This window comes from Plantibacter sp. CFBP 13570, from assembly GCF_014841395.1.
GTDB lineage: Bacteria > Actinomycetota > Actinomycetes > Actinomycetales > Microbacteriaceae > Plantibacter > Plantibacter auratus.
The window spans coordinates 1-14,890 of record NZ_JACYTW010000016.1 but is presented as its reverse complement, the minus strand read 5'-3'; the positions used below and the strand labels follow the sequence as shown (position 1 = coordinate 14,890).

Below are 14,890 nucleotides of genomic sequence, written 5' to 3'. Positions count from 1 at the left end.
CCGTCTCTCTCATCCGGTTGGAAGCCCGATCTCCAACCTTGCCATATCGGGGGTCGACGCGCAGAGGCCCGCCGTCATCGTGACCGGCCGCTACGCGCGGGCGAGTTCCTCGCGGATCGCGGCGACGAACGCGTCGATGTCGTCCTCCGTGGTGTCGAACGAGCACATCCAGCGCACCTCGCCCTTCGCCGCGTCCCAGTCGTAGAAGCGGAAGCGTTCGCGCAAGCGGTCGGGGACGCCCGCTGGCAGGGTCGCGAACACCGCGTTGGCCTGGGTCGGCTGGCTGAAGCCGAGTCCCGGTGCCTCGCCGGCGGCGATGAGGGCCTCGAGGGAGGTGCGGAGGCGCGCGGCCATCGCATTGGCGTGGGTCGCGGAGCGGAGCCAGAGCCCGTCGCCACCGTCGGCCGCCGGCTCGAGCAGGGCGATGAGCTGCGCCGCACCGAAGCGCATCTTGGACGCCAGCTGCATGTTGAGCTTCCGCAGGTAGACGAGGCCCTCCGACGCCGACGGTTCGAGCACGACGATGGCCTCGCCGAACATGAGCCCGTTCTTCGTCCCGCCGAAGGACAGCGCGTCGACGCCGGCATCGGCGGTGAACGCGCGCAGTGGGACGCCGAGGGCCGCGGCTGCGTTGGCGATGCGGGCGCCGTCGAGGTGCAGCTTCATGCCGTGACCGTGCGCGTGGTCGGCGATCGCGCGGATCTCCTCGGGCGTGTACAGGGTGCCGAGCTCGGTGGTCTGCGTGATCGAGACGACGAGCGGCTGTGCGCGGTGCTCGTCGCCCCAGCCCCACGCCTCGCGGTCGATGAGATCGGGCGTGAGTTTGCCGTCGGGGGCGTCGACCGTCAGGAGCTTGATGCCACCGACCCGCTCCGGCGCGCCGCCCTCGTCGGAGTTGATGTGCGCGGTCGACGCCGAGATGACGGCACCCCAGCGCGGGAGCATGGACTGCAGGCCGACGACGTTCGCGCCGGTGCCGTTGAAGACGGGGAACACGGCGACGTCGCGGCCGAAGTGATCGGCGAAGACCTCGTGCAGCCGACGGGTGTAGTCGTCCTCGCCGTACGCGATCTGGTGGCCGCCGTTGGCCGCCGCGAGGGCGTCGAGGATCTCGGGGTGGACGCCGGAGTAGTTGTCGGAGGCGAAGCCGCGGATGCTGGTGTCATGCAGAGAGTCGGTCACTGATCCATCCTCGCGCATGCCACACGCAGCTTCCGTGCATCGCGGGCCGACTTCCTGCGTGGTCGGGTCGCCGTCGAGCATGTTCACAATTCAGGAGCGCCCGGGCGTGGCGCCCCCGCACCGTGCGTGTCGGCGGGGACGCGCCGAGGCGCTCCTGAATTGTGAACCGAGAGACGGGGTCAGTCGGCGGCGTGACGGGGGCCGTCGGAGGAGGGGACGACCTCCTCGGGCACGGCGTCGATCGCGGCGTCGACGTCGGCGTGCGCACCGGGCTCCGGCTCCGCGTCCGGGGTCTCCTGCGCGAGCGCGTGCTCGTAGGCGAGCGCGTGCACGGCGATCGAGGAGGCGACGGCGGCCTGCTGCTCGTCTTCGGCGGAGGGCTGAGCCGGCTGTTCGGCCGCCAGCGCGGCGGCCTGCTCGGGCGTCAGCCGGGCGTCCTGGTCCTCCTCATCCTCGTCCACGAGGTCGAGCACGATGGGCTCGTCGCCGTAGATGTCGCCGGCCGGATCGCCCGCGAGCGGGGCCGGCGCGGGGAGGCGCTGCTCGGCGTCGAGGAACTGCTTGGCCTCGAAGGCACCGGGGTTGAAGACCTCGTCGATCCCGCCGAGCCCGCTCATGCCTTGAGCGCTTCCGAGAGCTTGACCCGGCCACCCATTTTCAGCAGCGAGTTCTCGTAGATCCGCGAGCCGACGAGGATGACGAGCGCCGCGGTGACCCCGAGGATCAGCAGGGACAGGATCGGCTCCCACCACTGCGCCGAGCCGACGAAGAGACGGACGGGCATGCCCACGGCTGCCGAGAACGGCACGTAGGACATGATCGTCATCACCACCGGGTTGTCGTTGAAGAAGATGACGGCGAAGTACGGGATCATGATCAGCATCGTAATCGGGGTCGTCGTCGAACCGATGTCCTCTTGACGTGAGACCAGCGATCCGGCAGCGGCGAACAGCGCGGCCAGCAGGATGAAGCCGAGCACGAAGAACACCACGAACCAGACGACCGGGGTCCCGAGGCCGGCGAGCAGCTCCGTCTGGCCCGTCACCGTCAGCCCGATCACCGACAGCGCCGCGATCGCCAGGATCTGCCCGAACGCCAGGATGCTGTTGCCGAGCACCTTGCCGGCGAGGAGCGCCTTCACGGGGATGGCGGACATGAGGATCTCGACGACGCGGGTCTGCTTCTCCTCGACGACGCTCTGCGCGATCGACGCCCCGAAGGTGGTGGCGGAGACGAAGAACACGAGACCGAACCCGAGCGACACGATGTACAGCAGGAAGCCGGCGGAGCCGTCGGCGTCGGGATCGAGGATGGTGACCTGCGGCTGGGCGCTCAGCTGCATGATGAGCGTATTGGAGGCCTCGGAGTCGAAGATGACCTGAACACCCGTGGGGTTGTCGTCGGTGGCCGGCGCGATCGCCGCCTCCACATCGCCCGACTTCACCAGTGCTTCAGCTGCGGCGACGTCGGCCGCCTCGGTCACGTCGAAGGTCTTGCCGTCGACGAGTCCCGCACCCGCGCTCCCCACGACCGCGACCTTCGTGGTCTCCGAGGCCGTGTTCTTCGCGAGGAACCCACCGACGACGATGCCGGCGAGGATCACGAGGAGGAGGATGCCCGTCGAGATGAGGAACGTCTTGCTGCGCAGACGCATCTTGACCTCGCGCTCGGCGACGAGACCGATGCTCTGCACGAGGCTGGGGGAGGCCGGGCCGGAGCGACGACGACCGGCGGGCTGGATCGGGGACTCGGTTGCCGTGGTCACTGGATGACCTCCTTGAAGATCTGGGCGAGGGTGGGTCGGAGGGGGGCGAAGCTCGTGACGTCGCCCTGGGTCAGCGCCTCCCGGAGCACGGCCTGAGCCGCCTGGGCGTCGTCGGCGTCGAAGAGGGCGTAGCCACCGTCGAAGTCGACGACGGAGATCCCCGGACGCTCGCGCAGCCAGCCGGTGTCGGCCGCGGCGAGCAGCTCGTAGCGGTTGCCGGCGTGGGCTTCGCGGAGGGACTCGCGCGAGCCGGAGGCGCGGATCCTGCCACCGGCGATGATCACGAGGTCGTCGCAGAGGCGCTCCACGATGTCGAGCTGGTGACTGGAGAACAGGACGGGGGAGCCGTCTGCGGCGAACTCGCTGAGCACACCGACGACCACGTCGACCGCCATCGGGTCGAGGCCCGAGAACGGCTCGTCGAGGACGAGGACGTCGGGGTCGTGGACGAGCGCCGCGGCGATCTGCGCCCGCTGCTGGTTGCCGAGCGACAGGCTCTCGAGGGCGTCGTTCCGGCGCTCGCCGAGGCCGAGGCGCTCGAGCAGCTCGCCGGCGTTGCGCTTGGCGGCGTGGGTCGTGAACCCGTGGAGGCGGGCCAGGTAGACGAGCTGTTCCTCGACCCGCATCTTCGGGTAGAGGCCGCGCTCCTCCGGCATGTAGCCGAATCGGCGGCGGTCCTCCGGGGTGAGCGGGGTGCCGTCGAGGGTGACGGTTCCGGCGTTCGCGGCGAGGACACCGAGCAGGATGCGCATCGTCGTCGTCTTGCCGGCGCCGTTCCCGCCGACGAACCCCGTCATGCGGCCGGGGGCGACCTGGAAGCTGACGTCGTCGAGCACCTTCCGCTCGCCGTACGACTTGTCGATGTGGCTGAGTTCGAGCATCGGCCGCCTCCTGTGATCTGCGTGCTGGACCGAGTGTCCTGCGTCGGGTTCTCCCGGTATGACGATCACGCTACGCGGCGTGGTGTGCCACCGGCATCCGCCGTAGGACGGGTTGACGCGACGACGCCCGGTCCCCTTCTCCGTCGAGTGGGGGATACCGGGCGTCGTGGACCAGCCGAGCGCTGGATCAGGCGGGGCGGGACTCCGGGGAGACCGTCTTCGAGGGGTCGGTCTCGGCGACGGAGCCGATGGCCTCGTCGATGCGGGCGATGACCGTGTCGTCGAGCTTCACACCGGCCGCGGCGGCGTTCGCGGTGACCTGTTCGGGACGCGAGGCCCCGACGATCGCACCGGCGATGTTGTCGTTGTGCAGCACCCAGGCGAGCGCCAGCTGCGCCATGGTGAGGTCGAGCTCGTCGGCGATGGGCTTCAGCTGCTGGACGGCCGTCAGCACCTCGTCGTCGAGGAAGCGCTTGATGGTGTCGGCGCCGCCCTTCTCGTCGGTGGCCCGGCTGCCCTGCGGGAGTTCTGCGCCCGGGAGGTACTTGCCGCTGAGGACGCCCTGCGCCACCGGCGACCAGACGATCTGGGAGATGCCGAGTTCGCGCGAGGTCGGGACGACCTCCTCCTCGATGACCCGCCACAGCATCGAGTACTGCGGCTGGTTCGAGATGAGCTGGAAGCCCAGCTCCTTGGACAGGGCGTGGCCGGCGCGCAGCTGCTCGGCGTTCCACTCGCTCACGCCGATGTAGAGCGCCTTGCCCGCCCGGACGACGTCGGCGAAGGCCTGCATCGTCTCCTCGAGGGGCGTCTCGCTGTCGTAGCGGTGGGCCTGGTAGAGGTCGACGTAGTCGGTGCCGAGACGCGTGAGCGAACCGTCGATCGACTCCATGATGTGCTTGCGCGACAGCCCGACGTCGTTGTGCCCCTTCGGGCCGGTGGGCCAGTAGACCTTCGTGAAGATCTCCAGGCTCGCGCGTCGTTCGTCCTTGAGGGCGTCGCCGAGCACCTGCTCAGCCGCCGTGTTCGCGTAGGCGTCGGCCGTGTCGAAGGTGGTGATGCCGGCGTCGAGGGCGGCGCGAACGCTCGCCGTGGCGACGTCGTTCTCCACCTGCGAGGCGTGGGTCAGCCAGTTGCCGAAGATGATCTCTGAGATCTTGAGTCCGCTGTTGCCGAGGTATCGAAATTCCATGGTCGTCACGCTACTCCTCGCATCCGACCGACCGACGGGGTTGCGCGGAGACGGAGCGAACCCTCAGCTGCGCGGCGACGCCAGCCCGTGCTCGTAGGTGTAGATGACCGCCTGGATGCGATCACGGAGGGCGAGCTTCTGCAGCACCTTCGAGACGTGCGACTTGACGGTCGCCTCGCCGACGAAGAGCGTGGTCGCGATCTCCTGGTTGGACAGGCCCTGGGCGACCAGCTGCAGGACCTCGCGCTCGCGCTCCGTCAGCTGCCCGTATTCGGCGCCGGTCGTCGGTCCGGCCGGGACGGTGCGATCCTCCACGGCGTCCTCGACGGCGGGGGCCTGCCTGGTGAACCCCTCGATGACCCGGCGGGTGACCGCCGGCGAGAGGAGCGCCTCCCCGCCCGCGATCACCGAGACCGCGGCGACGAGTTCCTCCGGCGAGGAGTTCTTCAGGAGGAACCCGCTCGCACCGGCACGGAGCGCCTCGGCCAGGTAGTCGTCGCGGTCGAAGGTGGTGAGGATGAGGACGGCGGCGTTGGTGTCCGGATCCGCGACGATCCGACGGGTGGCCTCGAGGCCGTCCATGCCCGGCATCTGGACATCCATGCAGATCACGTCCGGCGCGAGCGTCGTTGCGAGCGCGACGGCCTCGGCGCCGTCCGACGCCTCGCCGACGATCTCGATCCCGGGCTGCGAGCCCAGGATGATGCGGAAGCCCGCACGCAGCAGCTCCTGGTCGTCGACGAGGAGGATGCGGGTGGGCTGCTCGGTCATGCCTGGTCCTTCGTGGTGGTGGTCTGGGGTCGTCCTGCGGCGGCGGAGGCGAGGCGGGCGTCGGCGATGGACGCGGCGACGGGCTCCATCGCCTGGTCGCCCGGCCGGCCGAGCGGGATGGCGGCCCGGACGAGGAAGCCGCCGCGGGCTCGTGCCCCGACCTCGAGGACGCCACCGGACGACGCCACGCGCTCCCGCATCCCGATGAGTCCGAGCCCACCGCGCCGGGCCACCGTCGGGACGGTCCCCGTGTTCGTGACCTCGAGCTCGACCGCGTCGTCCAGATAGCGGAGCCTGAGTTCGGCCGTCGCCGTGGTACCGCCGTACTTGCGGGCGTTCGTGAGCGCCTCCTGCGCGATCCGGTACAGGTTGAACGACACGACGGCCGGGATCGGGACCGGTGTGCCCACGAGTTCGAACCTCGTCGGCAGCCCGTTCGCCGTCGACTCGTCGGCGAGCCGGCCCAGCTGGCCGACGCCGACGGTCGACGGGCTGCTCTCCTCGTCGGTCGGTTCGCCGTGCGCGCGGAGGGTGCCGAGCATCTTGCGCAGCTCGTCGATCGCGCTCCGTGCGCCGAGCTCGACGTTCGTGAGTGCATCCCGCGCGGCGGCCGGGTCCGCATCGAGCACGGTACGCGCGGCGCCGGCCTGGACCCCCATGACCGAGACGTGGTGGGCGACGACGTCGTGCAGCTCGCGCGCGATCCGCACCCGCTCGAGGGCGACCGCCTGGCGGGCGGACCGGGCGCGCTCCGCTTCGAGCTCGGCCGTGCGCTGCTCGAGCGCCGCCCGTTCCCGGGAGGACTGGTACACGCGCTCGCCGAAGAAGTACGCGGCTCCGAAGTAGAGGATGTTCGTCAGGATCTGGATGAGGATGAACGCCACGAGGGGCGAGAAGAGCCCCACCCGGGAGAGGCTGGGCAGCGCGTCGGGGTCGGTCGCCTGGATGAACATGGAGACGAGCAGCCAGACGAACATGGCGACGATGATGAGCACGCGGACGAGCGCAGCGCGACGTCGGTTCGGAACCCATGCCCCGACCGTGTAGATCGCGAGGAACAGGGCGATGTTCGTGAAGAGGACCTCGGGTACGAGCACCGTGCCGCCCACGATGAACATGACGGCGACGACGATCGAGACGGAGCACGGGAAGCGGCGGCGGAACGCGAGCGGCGCGGTGATGCCGATCGCCCAGAGGACGGACGCCCACATCGGTGCGGGCTCGGGGTAGAACCCGGCGATCGTGTACAGCGTGAGGCTGAGGAGGGTACCGACGCCGAGGGCGATGGCGAGGATGATGTCGGATCGCTGTTCCGACGGCGTCGCGGCCGGACGCCGCCACTCGGCGTCGTAGGGGTCGACCGGGCGGTCCTCCTGCTGGTCGACGGCGGGCTCGCTCATGCCGTCCACGCTAGCGCGACGCCCCGCCGGGGACATCCGTCGAGCGACGGAGCGCGGCGGCCCGGCGCGCGAACAAGAGCCCGGAGCGGCACTCAGGAGAGTGCTGCTCCGGGCTCCTCCGCGGCACGGTCGGGTCAGGCCGCGGATCGCCCCGTGATCCCGGCGGTCGACGTGATGACGTCCGCCATCTTCTTGCCGAGCGCCTCATAGAACATCGACAGGGGGAACTCGTCGTCGAGGACCGCGTCGGTGAGTCCACGCGGCGGTCCGCTCAGGATCTCGTCGGACAGCCCACGCGCCCACTGCGATGCGGGGTGCGGCGTCAGCGTCGTCCGGACGAGCTCGTACGCGGCGAGCCAGTGCGCGGTCTTCGGACGGTCGATCGATCGCCAGTACAGCTCGTCGATGCTCTCGCCGAGCCGCACGACCACGTCGGGGACCTCGTCCCAGTCGATCGTGAGCCTGGTGTCGGTCCAGTGCAGCACGCCGTGCTGGTGCATCCACGCGAAGAGCAGCTGGCCGCCGACGCCGTCGTAGTTCCGGACGCGCGAGCCGGTGATGGCGAACCGGAAGATGCGGTCGAAGATGATCGCGTACTGCACGAGCTTCGCGTGCTCGAGGATCGCGGCCTCCGCCGCATCGAGCGCCTCGGTCTCTGCGCGGGTCGTCAGCGTGCGCTCCAGCCGGACCGACTCGCGGAACGCCGTGAGGTCGCATCGGAGCTCCTCGAGGGAGTACAGGAAGAACGGCATCCGCTGCTTGATCATGAACGGGTCGAACGGGAGGTCACCGCGCATGTGCGTGCGGTCGTGGATGAGGTCCCACATGACGAAGGTCTCCTCGGCCAGCTGCTGGTCGTCCAGGAGGGACGCGGCGTCGGCCGGGAGCTCCAGCTTGGTGATCTCGGCAGCGGCTCGGACGACCCGACGGTACCGGGCCGCCTCGCGGTCCTGGAAGATCGCGCCCCAGGTGAACGCCGGGATAGCGCGCATCGCGACCGTCTCGGGGAAGAGGACCGCTGAGTTCGTGTCGTAACCCGGCGTGAAGTCGAGGAAGCGGATCGGCACGAAGAGCGCGTTCGTGTAGTCGCCGGCCTCGAGCGCGGCGATGAACTCGGGCCAGATGACCTCGACGAGCACGGCCTCGATGTGGCGGTCGGTCGAACCGTTCTGCGTGACCATCGGGAACACGACGAGGTGTCCCAGGCCGTCCACGCGATGCCGCTCGGGGTGGAAGGCGACGAGCGAGTCGAGGAAGTCCGGGACGCCGAAGCCGTCGCGCTCCCAGCGGTCGAAGTCGGCGACGAGGGCGTCGAGGTACTCGGCGTCGTGCGGGAAGTTCGGAGCGAGGGTGCGGACGCTCGCGACGATCGTGGCGACGTGCCCTGCCGCCGACTCGTGGTCGCTCGCCTCAGGGATCGAGCCGTCCTTCACCTGGACGGCCTGCAGCGCAGTCGCGGCGGCCTTGAGGTCCGTCCAGGCCGGGTGCCCGACGAGTGCGGCGGCGTCTTCGACGACCTCCGGCTCTCCGACGATGCTCTTCGTGTGGGTGGTGGCGACGTTCGACATGGTGAACCTCCTTCCGCGTGCGCAGGCGTCGCCCGGGGTGGGTGACGATTCCTTCGAGCGTAGGGGCGGAGGGGGTGCGGATTTCTTGCGTCAGGAGCGACTTCGCTGCAACATTCGGCCGTTCGCGCTGGGGAACTGCACGGTCGGCCTCGGCGGGCTGCTACCCCCAGCGGCGCTTGATCCAGCGGTCGAGGACACCGACGAGCGCATCGGTGATCGCGCCGAGCAGCGCGAGCACGATGATGACGAAGAAGATGCGGTCGACCCGGCCGTTGTTCTGCGAGTCCACCAGGCGGAATCCGAGTCCCATGGACGAGGCGATGAGCTCCGCCGCCACGAGGAACAGCCACGACTGCGCCAGCGCGAGCCGGAGGCCGGAGACGACCGAGGGCGTCACGGCGGGCAGCTGCACCGTCCGGAACAACGCGACACCGTTCAGCCCGAAGGCGCGGCCGGCCTCGACCAGGTGCTTGTCGACGTGGCGGAGCGCGGCGGAGACCGTCGTGTACACCGGGAAGAACGCGCCGATCGCGATGAGCGTGATCTTCGACTCCTCACCGATCTTCAGCCAGAGGATGAGCAGCGGTACCCACGCGAGCGACGGGACGGCGCGGATCGCCGCGAAGGTCGTCGACAGCAGGATGTCGCCGAGGCGCGAGAGCCCCACGACCGCGCCGAGGACGAGACCGAGCACGGCACCGATGAGGAACCCGATGAGCACGCGCTGCACCGAGATGGCGACGTCCTGCTGCAGCCAGCCGCGCTGCGCGAGATCGACGCCGGCCGCCCAGACCTCGGCGGGTGCCGGGAGTTGCGAGGCCGGGACGAGGCCGAACGCGGTGACGAGCTGCCAGGCCCCGAGGATGACGACGGGGACGAGGAAGCCGCCGAGGACGACGACGATCCTGCGCGACCCGAGGACGGCGCGCGCTTCGCGGCCGGACTGGGTCGCCTGGGCACCCGCGGCTGCGGTGGTGCCGAGACCGGGTTGGTCGCTCACGGGAGCCTCTCGGGACGGGGTCATGGGCCCTTCGACAGGCTCAGGGACCGAGGTTGGGAAGGGGCCGGACTACTTCGTGCCGATGGCGGACGGGTCCGCGTCGTCCACGAAGCTCGGGTTGAAGAGGTCGGCCAGGGCGTCGTCGACCTTGTCCTGCGACGACACGTCGCCGGACTCCACGAAGATCGGGCCGATGATCGACAGGACCTGCTCCTGCGCCTTGCCCGGGGCCGGGTCGACGTCGAGGTTCGAGCGCTCCGTGATCACCTTCGTCGCCACGGCGAGGTCGAGGCCAGCGGCGTCCGCGAGGATCTGCGCCGTCTCGTCGGGGTTCGACGCAGCCCATTCACGAGCGTGCTCGTAGGCGTTCACGACGGTCTGCGCGACGTCCGGACGCTCGTCGATGAAGGACTCGGTCGCGGCCAGGATGCCGTAGCTGTTGAAGTCGACGTTGCGGTAGATGAGCTTCGCGCCCGCCTCCTCGGCGCCGGCCATGATCGGGTCGAGACCGGCCCAAGCGTCGACGGAGCCGTTCTGCAGGGCCGCCCAGCCGTCGGCATGCTGGAGGTTCTCGATCGTGACGTCGGAGGCGGACAGGCCGGCCTCCTCCAGTGCCTGCAGGAGGAAGAAGTAGGGGTCGGTGCCCTTCGTCGCGGCGACCTTCTTGCCCTTGAGTTCGGCGACGTCCGTGATCGTCGAGCCCTGGCCGACGACGATCGCCGACCACTCGGGCTGCGAGAAGACGTCGATCGCCTGGATGGCCGATCCGTTCGCCCGGTTCAGGAGCGCGGCGGACCCGGCGGTGGACCCGACGTCGATCGCGTCGGCCCGCAGCGCCTCGTTCGCCTTGTTGGAGCCGGCCGACTGGACCCAGTTGACGGTGATGTCCTGGTCGTCGAGTGCGTCCTCGAGCCAGCCTTGGTCCTTGATGATGAGGGAGAGCGGGTTGTAGGTCGCGAAGTCGATGTTGAGCGTGCCGCCCTCGGTGGTGCCGGCGGTGCTGTCGCCGCCGGCCGCAGGAGCGTTCTCGCCCGCGACGCAGCCGCTGAGGAGGAGTGCTGCGGCGGCGGTCGCGGCGACGAGGGCCACGCGCCCGGCGCGGGAGGTGGTGAAGCGGCGTCGTGAGGTCATGCGTTGGTCCTTGCTGTGGATCGGTGCGGGATGACGGCGGAGGTGGTGGGTGGCTCAGTACGGGAAGTGCGGGATGGACGGCAGCCGTTGGTCGCCGCGGACGAGACCGTGGCGGTCGATGCCGAGTCCGTCGAGGAGGCGGCCGCGCAGTTCGGCGAGCTCTGCTGACCCGCGGTCGCGCGGGCGGTTGCCGGGGACGGTCACGGTCTGCGCGATGGTCGAACCGGGCTGTCCCTCCTCGCGACCCAGGAGGATGACCCGGTCGGCGAGCTGGAGGGCCTCGTCGACGTCGTGCGTCACGAGCAGGATGGTGGTGGGCGCGGCGAGGTGGATGGCGAGCAGCAGGTCCTGCATCTTCAGCCGGGTGAGGGCGTCGAGGGCGCCGAACGGCTCGTCGAGGAGCAGGACGCCCGGCCGGCGGGCGAGGGCCCTGGCGAGTGAGGCGCGTTGCGCCATGCCGCCGGAGACCTCCCGTGGGCGGTGCTCGGCGAAGTCCGCGAGCCCGACGAGTTCGAGCAGCTCGGCGACGCGGGCACGTCCATCGGCTGCGGGTGTCCGCTTGGGCAGACCGAGTGCGACGTTCGCCGCGATGGTGCGCCAGGGGAGGAGTCGAGGCTCCTGGAAGCCGAAGGCCGTGCGCGGGTCGATGCCGGCGACGGGTGTACCGTCGATGAGCACGGAGCCGGCGGTCGGGTGGTCGAGACCGGCCGCGATCCGCAGCAGGGTGGACTTGCCGCAGCCGCTCGTGCCGAGGATCGCCACGACCTCGCCGGCCTCGGCGGTGATCGTGACGTCGCGCAGCACGGGCCGCGGGGCGTCGGCGCGTTTGCCGGCACCGCTCGCGAAGGTGCGGCCGACCCCGGCGAACGCGACCGTGGAGGCACGATCCGCCGAGCCGACGGGGACGGCGTCGCGGGTGACCGGCGAGCTCGCGGCGAGCGGGCTTGGGGCAGCGTTCGTCATGGGTCTCGGGCTCCAGGGGTGGGGTGCCCGCCATGCTACGCGAGGGTGATGCACCGCTCTCGGCCGCCGAAACAGAGCGTCACATTGGCGTCCGCCGGAGACATCCGGAGGGTTCCGGTGTTATGCGTCCACTACCAGCTGCCGACCTGCGTGAGGGCGACGTCGAGGATGGCGACGGCCTCCTCCCGGTTGACCCGGGCGAGCAGCAGCGCGCTGACCGACAACGAGGTGAGCTGCCGCGCGGCCGCGGCGAGTTCGTCCGCGTCCGCCTCGGGACGGGCGAGGGCGAGGGCGTCCGAGACCGCGGTGGTGAGCTCGGCCCGGTAGCCGTCGACGACCTCGCGCAGTGCATCGTCGTGGGCCGCGAGGCCGGCCGCGCTGTTGAGGAGGAGGCAACCGCGGCGGGGTGAGTCGTCGGGCAGGGTCGCGATGACCGTCTGCACGCCGGAGAAGTAGGTGGTGAGCCCGGCTCTGCCGTCCGTCGCCCGCGCGAGGACCGAGAGGCGCGGTCGGATGACGGTGTCGAGGTAGTCCTGCACGGCGGCGTCGAACAGTCCGCGCTTGCTGTCGAAGGCGTGGTAGAGGCTCGACCGCCGCAGGCCGGTGGCCGCTTCGAGGTCGGCGAGCGAGGTCGCCTCGTACCCGCGGTCCCAGAAGACGTCGCGCGCCGCCTGGACGACGGCGACGGTGTCGAACTCCTGCGTGCGTCCCATGGGTGCCTCCTCCTGGCTCGGCCGGCCCTCCGGACGGGTGGGTTGTGTACCGAGCGTTCTACTATTATAGTAGACCCATCGGTACAGAATGTCGCTCCACCCGGACGACTCGATGCCGATCTCCCGGAAGGCCCGTCCCATGCTCGTCGTCAGTCTCGTCCTCGTCGGCATCGCCGCCCTCCTGCACGTCTACATCTTCGTGCTCGAGTCGCTGCGCTGGACCGAGCCGGCCACCCGCAAGACCTTCGGCACCTCGGAGCTCGAGGCCGAGACCACCCGAGGGATGGCGTACAACCAGGGCTTCTACAACCTGTTCCTCGCGATCGGCACCATCGTCGGCATCGTCTTCCTGATCACCGGCTCGACCGGTATCGGCGCGGCCCTCGTCTTCGCCTCGGCCGGCTCCATGCTCCTCGCCTCGCTCGTCCTCATCACCTCGGACCGCACGAAGGCCCGCGCCGCGATCGTCCAGGGGACCACCCCGCTGCTCGGACTCATCGCGCTCGTCATCGCACTGGCCGTCTGATACCTCCGCGACGCCCCAGGCGTCACCCCGTCCGCAACCCGACGACGTGCTGCGCCCTCCCACCGAATCACCGCACCAAGGAAAGGCACCACATGAACACCCCCGCGCTCAGCACCCAGATCCAGCTCGTCTCGCGACCGGTCGGGTGGCCGACCGAGTCCGACTTCCGGACCGTCTCCGTCGAACTCCCGGAGCTCGCGCCCGGCCAGCTCCGGGTCCAGAACCTCTTCCTCTCCGTCGACCCCTACATGCGCGGTCGCATGAACGACGCCCGCTCCTACGTCGCGCCGTACCAGCTCGGTGAGACGATGACCGGCGGCGCCATCGGCCGGGTCGTTGAGTCGGCCGCCGAGGGCTTCTCCGTCGGCGACGTCGTCCTGCACCAGTTCGGCTGGCGCGACCTCGTCCAGGAGGACGCCAGCGGGTTCCGCGTCGTCCCTGAGCTCCCCGGCGTCCCGCTGTCCGCCTACCTCGGCGTCCTCGGCATGACGGCCCTCACCGCGTACGTCGGTCTGCTCGAGGTCGCCAAGTTCCGGGAGGGCGACACGGTGTTCGTCTCCGGTGCTGCAGGTGCCGTCGGCACGATGGTCGGCCAGATCGCCCGTCTCAAGGGCGCGAAGCGCGTCATCGGTTCGGCCGGATCGGCTGAGAAGGTCGCCCTGCTGACGGAGAAGTACGGCTACGACGCCGCGTTCAACTACAAGGACGGCCCCGTCACCGAGCAGCTCGCGGCCGCGGCACCCGACGGCATCGACGTGTACTTCGACAACGTCGGCGGCGAGCACCTCGAAGCGGCGATCGACGCCTTCAACGACGGCGGACGCGCAGCGCTCTGCGGCGTCATCTCGCAGATCAACGACACCGAGCGTGCCGAGGGCCCGCGCAACCTGTCGAACATCGTGACCCGCGGGCTCACCCTCACGGGCTTCACCGTCGGCAACTACACGCAGCACTTCCCGGCGTTCTCCGGTGAGATGGGTGCCTGGTTGCAGAACGGTGACGTCGTCTTCGACGAGACCCTCTACGAGGGCCTCGATCACACGCTCGACGCGTTCCTCGCCCTCATGCGCGGCGCCAACACCGGGAAGATGGTCGTCAAGCTCTGACGCGATCCCTCGACTTCGCCTGACACCGGCGACCGACGGCCCGTCCACCCGCTCCGGGTGGACGGGCCGTTCGCCGTCGTCAGACCGCTGCGAGGACCCCGCCGGCCGCATCGATGCGGGCCATCGCGAGGCGCTCGGCGGCGACGAGCGTCGTGACGCCTTCGGCGGCGGCGTCCCGGTAGATCGACTGCACGGTCCGCCCGATCGCCGACACCCGCTGTTCGATTGCCGCGGCGTCGGCGCCCGGTTCCGATGCCATGGCGAGGTAGATCACCCCGCCGGCGTTCGCCACGAAGTCCGGCGCCCACAGGATGCCGCGCTCCTCGAGGGCCACCGCGTCGGCGCGGGAGGCGAGCTGGTTGTTCGCCGCCCCGACCACGGCGCGACACCGCAGCTGCCCGATCACCCGGGCGTTCAGGGCGCCGCCGACACCGCACGGCACGAAGAGGTCCGTCTCGACGAGGTGCTCGTCGCCCGGTTCGATCCAGCTGGCGCCGATCTCCTCGGCGAGGGCGCGCTTCCGTGGGTCGACGTCGGTGACGATGAGGCGAGCCCCCTCGGCTGCGAGCCGTCGGGCCAGACGGCCGCCGACCTGGCCGAGCCCGGAGATCGTCGCCCGGTGGCCCGCGACGAGCGGGGTGCCGAAGACCGTCTCGAGCGTCGCGGTGATGGCCGCGTGCACGCCGGCCGCC

Annotated in this window: 15 protein-coding genes; 2 read left to right on the top strand and 13 right to left on the bottom strand. The window is 70.3% G+C overall.

What is annotated here, in order from left to right:
• Nucleotides 1–90: 90 nt before the first annotated feature.
• From IFT89_RS07735 to IFT89_RS07680, 12 genes are all read right to left on the bottom strand, one after another.
• Nucleotides 91–1,200: a threonine aldolase family protein gene (locus tag IFT89_RS07735; protein ID WP_202938663.1), complete on the bottom strand. Its 1,110-nt coding sequence runs from the start codon at nt 1,198–1,200 to the stop codon at nt 91–93.
• A gap of 161 nt (nt 1,201–1,361) precedes the next feature.
• Complete coding sequence (locus tag IFT89_RS07730) at nt 1,362–1,799, bottom strand: hypothetical protein (protein ID WP_079704981.1); 438 nt, start codon at nt 1,797–1,799, stop codon at nt 1,362–1,364.
• Nucleotides 1,796–2,947 (bottom strand): ABC transporter permease, encoded by a 1,152-nt coding sequence (locus IFT89_RS07725; RefSeq protein WP_240043960.1) that lies wholly within the window; start codon nt 2,945–2,947, stop codon nt 1,796–1,798. Before IFT89_RS07725 ends, IFT89_RS07730 begins: the two co-directional genes overlap by 4 nt.
• Nucleotides 2,944–3,828 (bottom strand): ABC transporter ATP-binding protein, encoded by an 885-nt coding sequence (locus IFT89_RS07720; RefSeq protein ID WP_202938662.1) that lies wholly within the window; start codon nt 3,826–3,828, stop codon nt 2,944–2,946. Before IFT89_RS07720 ends, IFT89_RS07725 begins: the two co-directional genes overlap by 4 nt.
• 187 nt (nt 3,829–4,015) lie before the next feature.
• On the bottom strand, nt 4,016–5,020 hold the full coding sequence (locus tag IFT89_RS07715; RefSeq protein WP_191940431.1) for an aldo/keto reductase family protein: 1,005 nt from the start codon (nt 5,018–5,020) through the stop codon (nt 4,016–4,018).
• Nucleotides 5,021–5,083: 63 nt separating this feature from the next.
• Nucleotides 5,084–5,791: a response regulator gene (locus IFT89_RS07710; RefSeq protein ID WP_202938661.1), complete on the bottom strand. Its 708-nt coding sequence runs from the start codon at nt 5,789–5,791 to the stop codon at nt 5,084–5,086.
• Nucleotides 5,788–7,191 carry a sensor histidine kinase gene (locus IFT89_RS07705; protein ID WP_202938660.1) on the bottom strand — a complete coding sequence of 468 codons (1,404 nt, stop codon included), beginning with the start codon at nt 7,189–7,191 and terminating at the stop codon, nt 5,788–5,790. Before IFT89_RS07705 ends, IFT89_RS07710 begins: the two co-directional genes overlap by 4 nt.
• A 134-nt stretch (nt 7,192–7,325) precedes the next feature.
• Nucleotides 7,326–8,759: a DUF6421 family protein gene (locus IFT89_RS07700; RefSeq protein WP_202938659.1), complete on the bottom strand. Its 1,434-nt coding sequence runs from the start codon at nt 8,757–8,759 to the stop codon at nt 7,326–7,328.
• 160 nt (nt 8,760–8,919) lie between these two features.
• Entirely contained in the window at nt 8,920–9,783 is an 864-nt protein-coding gene (locus IFT89_RS07695) for an ABC transporter permease (protein WP_194643779.1), read from the bottom strand.
• 45 nt (nt 9,784–9,828) lie between these two features.
• Nucleotides 9,829–10,890: an aliphatic sulfonate ABC transporter substrate-binding protein gene (locus IFT89_RS07690; RefSeq protein WP_124768606.1), complete on the bottom strand. Its 1,062-nt coding sequence runs from the start codon at nt 10,888–10,890 to the stop codon at nt 9,829–9,831.
• A gap of 54 nt (nt 10,891–10,944) precedes the next feature.
• Nucleotides 10,945–11,853, bottom strand: a complete 909-nt coding sequence (locus IFT89_RS07685) for an ABC transporter ATP-binding protein (RefSeq protein WP_202938658.1) — start codon at nt 11,851–11,853, stop codon at nt 10,945–10,947.
• 131 nt (nt 11,854–11,984) lie between these two features.
• Complete coding sequence (locus IFT89_RS07680) at nt 11,985–12,566, bottom strand: TetR/AcrR family transcriptional regulator (RefSeq protein WP_071262226.1); 582 nt, start codon at nt 12,564–12,566, stop codon at nt 11,985–11,987.
• 88 nt (nt 12,567–12,654) lie between these two features.
• Here IFT89_RS07680 and IFT89_RS07675 point away from each other — a divergent pair, with 88 nt between their 5' ends.
• Together IFT89_RS07675 and IFT89_RS07670 are read left to right on the top strand one after the other, a co-directional pair.
• Nucleotides 12,655–13,092 carry a DUF1304 domain-containing protein gene (locus IFT89_RS07675; RefSeq protein ID WP_374190794.1) on the top strand — a complete coding sequence of 146 codons (438 nt, stop codon included), beginning with the start codon at nt 12,655–12,657 and terminating at the stop codon, nt 13,090–13,092.
• A gap of 92 nt (nt 13,093–13,184) precedes the next feature.
• Complete coding sequence (locus IFT89_RS07670; protein WP_202938657.1) at nt 13,185–14,198, top strand: NADP-dependent oxidoreductase; 1,014 nt, start codon at nt 13,185–13,187, stop codon at nt 14,196–14,198.
• 79 nt (nt 14,199–14,277) lie between these two features.
• Here IFT89_RS07670 and IFT89_RS07665 read toward each other — a convergent pair.
• Nucleotides 14,278–14,890, bottom strand: a 613-nt coding sequence (locus IFT89_RS07665) for a Glu/Leu/Phe/Val dehydrogenase family protein (RefSeq protein WP_244650652.1), incomplete at its 5' end; no start/stop codon positions are given.

Excerpts from the sequence above, each read along its gene's own strand:
- IFT89_RS07690 (WP_124768606.1), bottom strand. The coding sequence starts at position 10,890 with ATGACCTCACGACGCCGCTTCACCACCTCCCGCGCCGGGCGCGTGGCC.
- IFT89_RS07710 (WP_202938661.1), bottom strand. The coding sequence starts at position 5,791 with ATGACCGAGCAGCCCACCCGCATCCTCCTCGTCGACGACCAGGAGCTG.
- IFT89_RS07680 (WP_071262226.1), bottom strand. The coding sequence starts at position 12,566 with ATGGGACGCACGCAGGAGTTCGACACCGTCGCCGTCGTCCAGGCGGCG.
- IFT89_RS07705 (WP_202938660.1), bottom strand. The coding sequence starts at position 7,191 with ATGAGCGAGCCCGCCGTCGACCAGCAGGAGGACCGCCCGGTCGACCCC.
- IFT89_RS07685 (WP_202938658.1), bottom strand. The coding sequence starts at position 11,853 with ATGACGAACGCTGCCCCAAGCCCGCTCGCCGCGAGCTCGCCGGTCACC.
- IFT89_RS07735 (WP_202938663.1), bottom strand. The coding sequence starts at position 1,200 with ATGCGCGAGGATGGATCAGTGACCGACTCTCTGCATGACACCAGCATC.
- IFT89_RS07715 (WP_191940431.1), bottom strand. The coding sequence starts at position 5,020 with ATGGAATTTCGATACCTCGGCAACAGCGGACTCAAGATCTCAGAGATC.
- IFT89_RS07730 (WP_079704981.1), bottom strand. The coding sequence starts at position 1,799 with ATGAGCGGGCTCGGCGGGATCGACGAGGTCTTCAACCCCGGTGCCTTC.
- IFT89_RS07720 (WP_202938662.1), bottom strand. The coding sequence starts at position 3,828 with ATGCTCGAACTCAGCCACATCGACAAGTCGTACGGCGAGCGGAAGGTG.
- IFT89_RS07675 (WP_374190794.1), top strand. The coding sequence starts at position 12,655 with ATGTCGCTCCACCCGGACGACTCGATGCCGATCTCCCGGAAGGCCCGT.
- IFT89_RS07700 (WP_202938659.1), bottom strand. The coding sequence starts at position 8,759 with ATGTCGAACGTCGCCACCACCCACACGAAGAGCATCGTCGGAGAGCCG.
- IFT89_RS07670 (WP_202938657.1), top strand. The coding sequence starts at position 13,185 with ATGAACACCCCCGCGCTCAGCACCCAGATCCAGCTCGTCTCGCGACCG.
- IFT89_RS07695 (WP_194643779.1), bottom strand. The coding sequence starts at position 9,783 with ATGACCCCGTCCCGAGAGGCTCCCGTGAGCGACCAACCCGGTCTCGGC.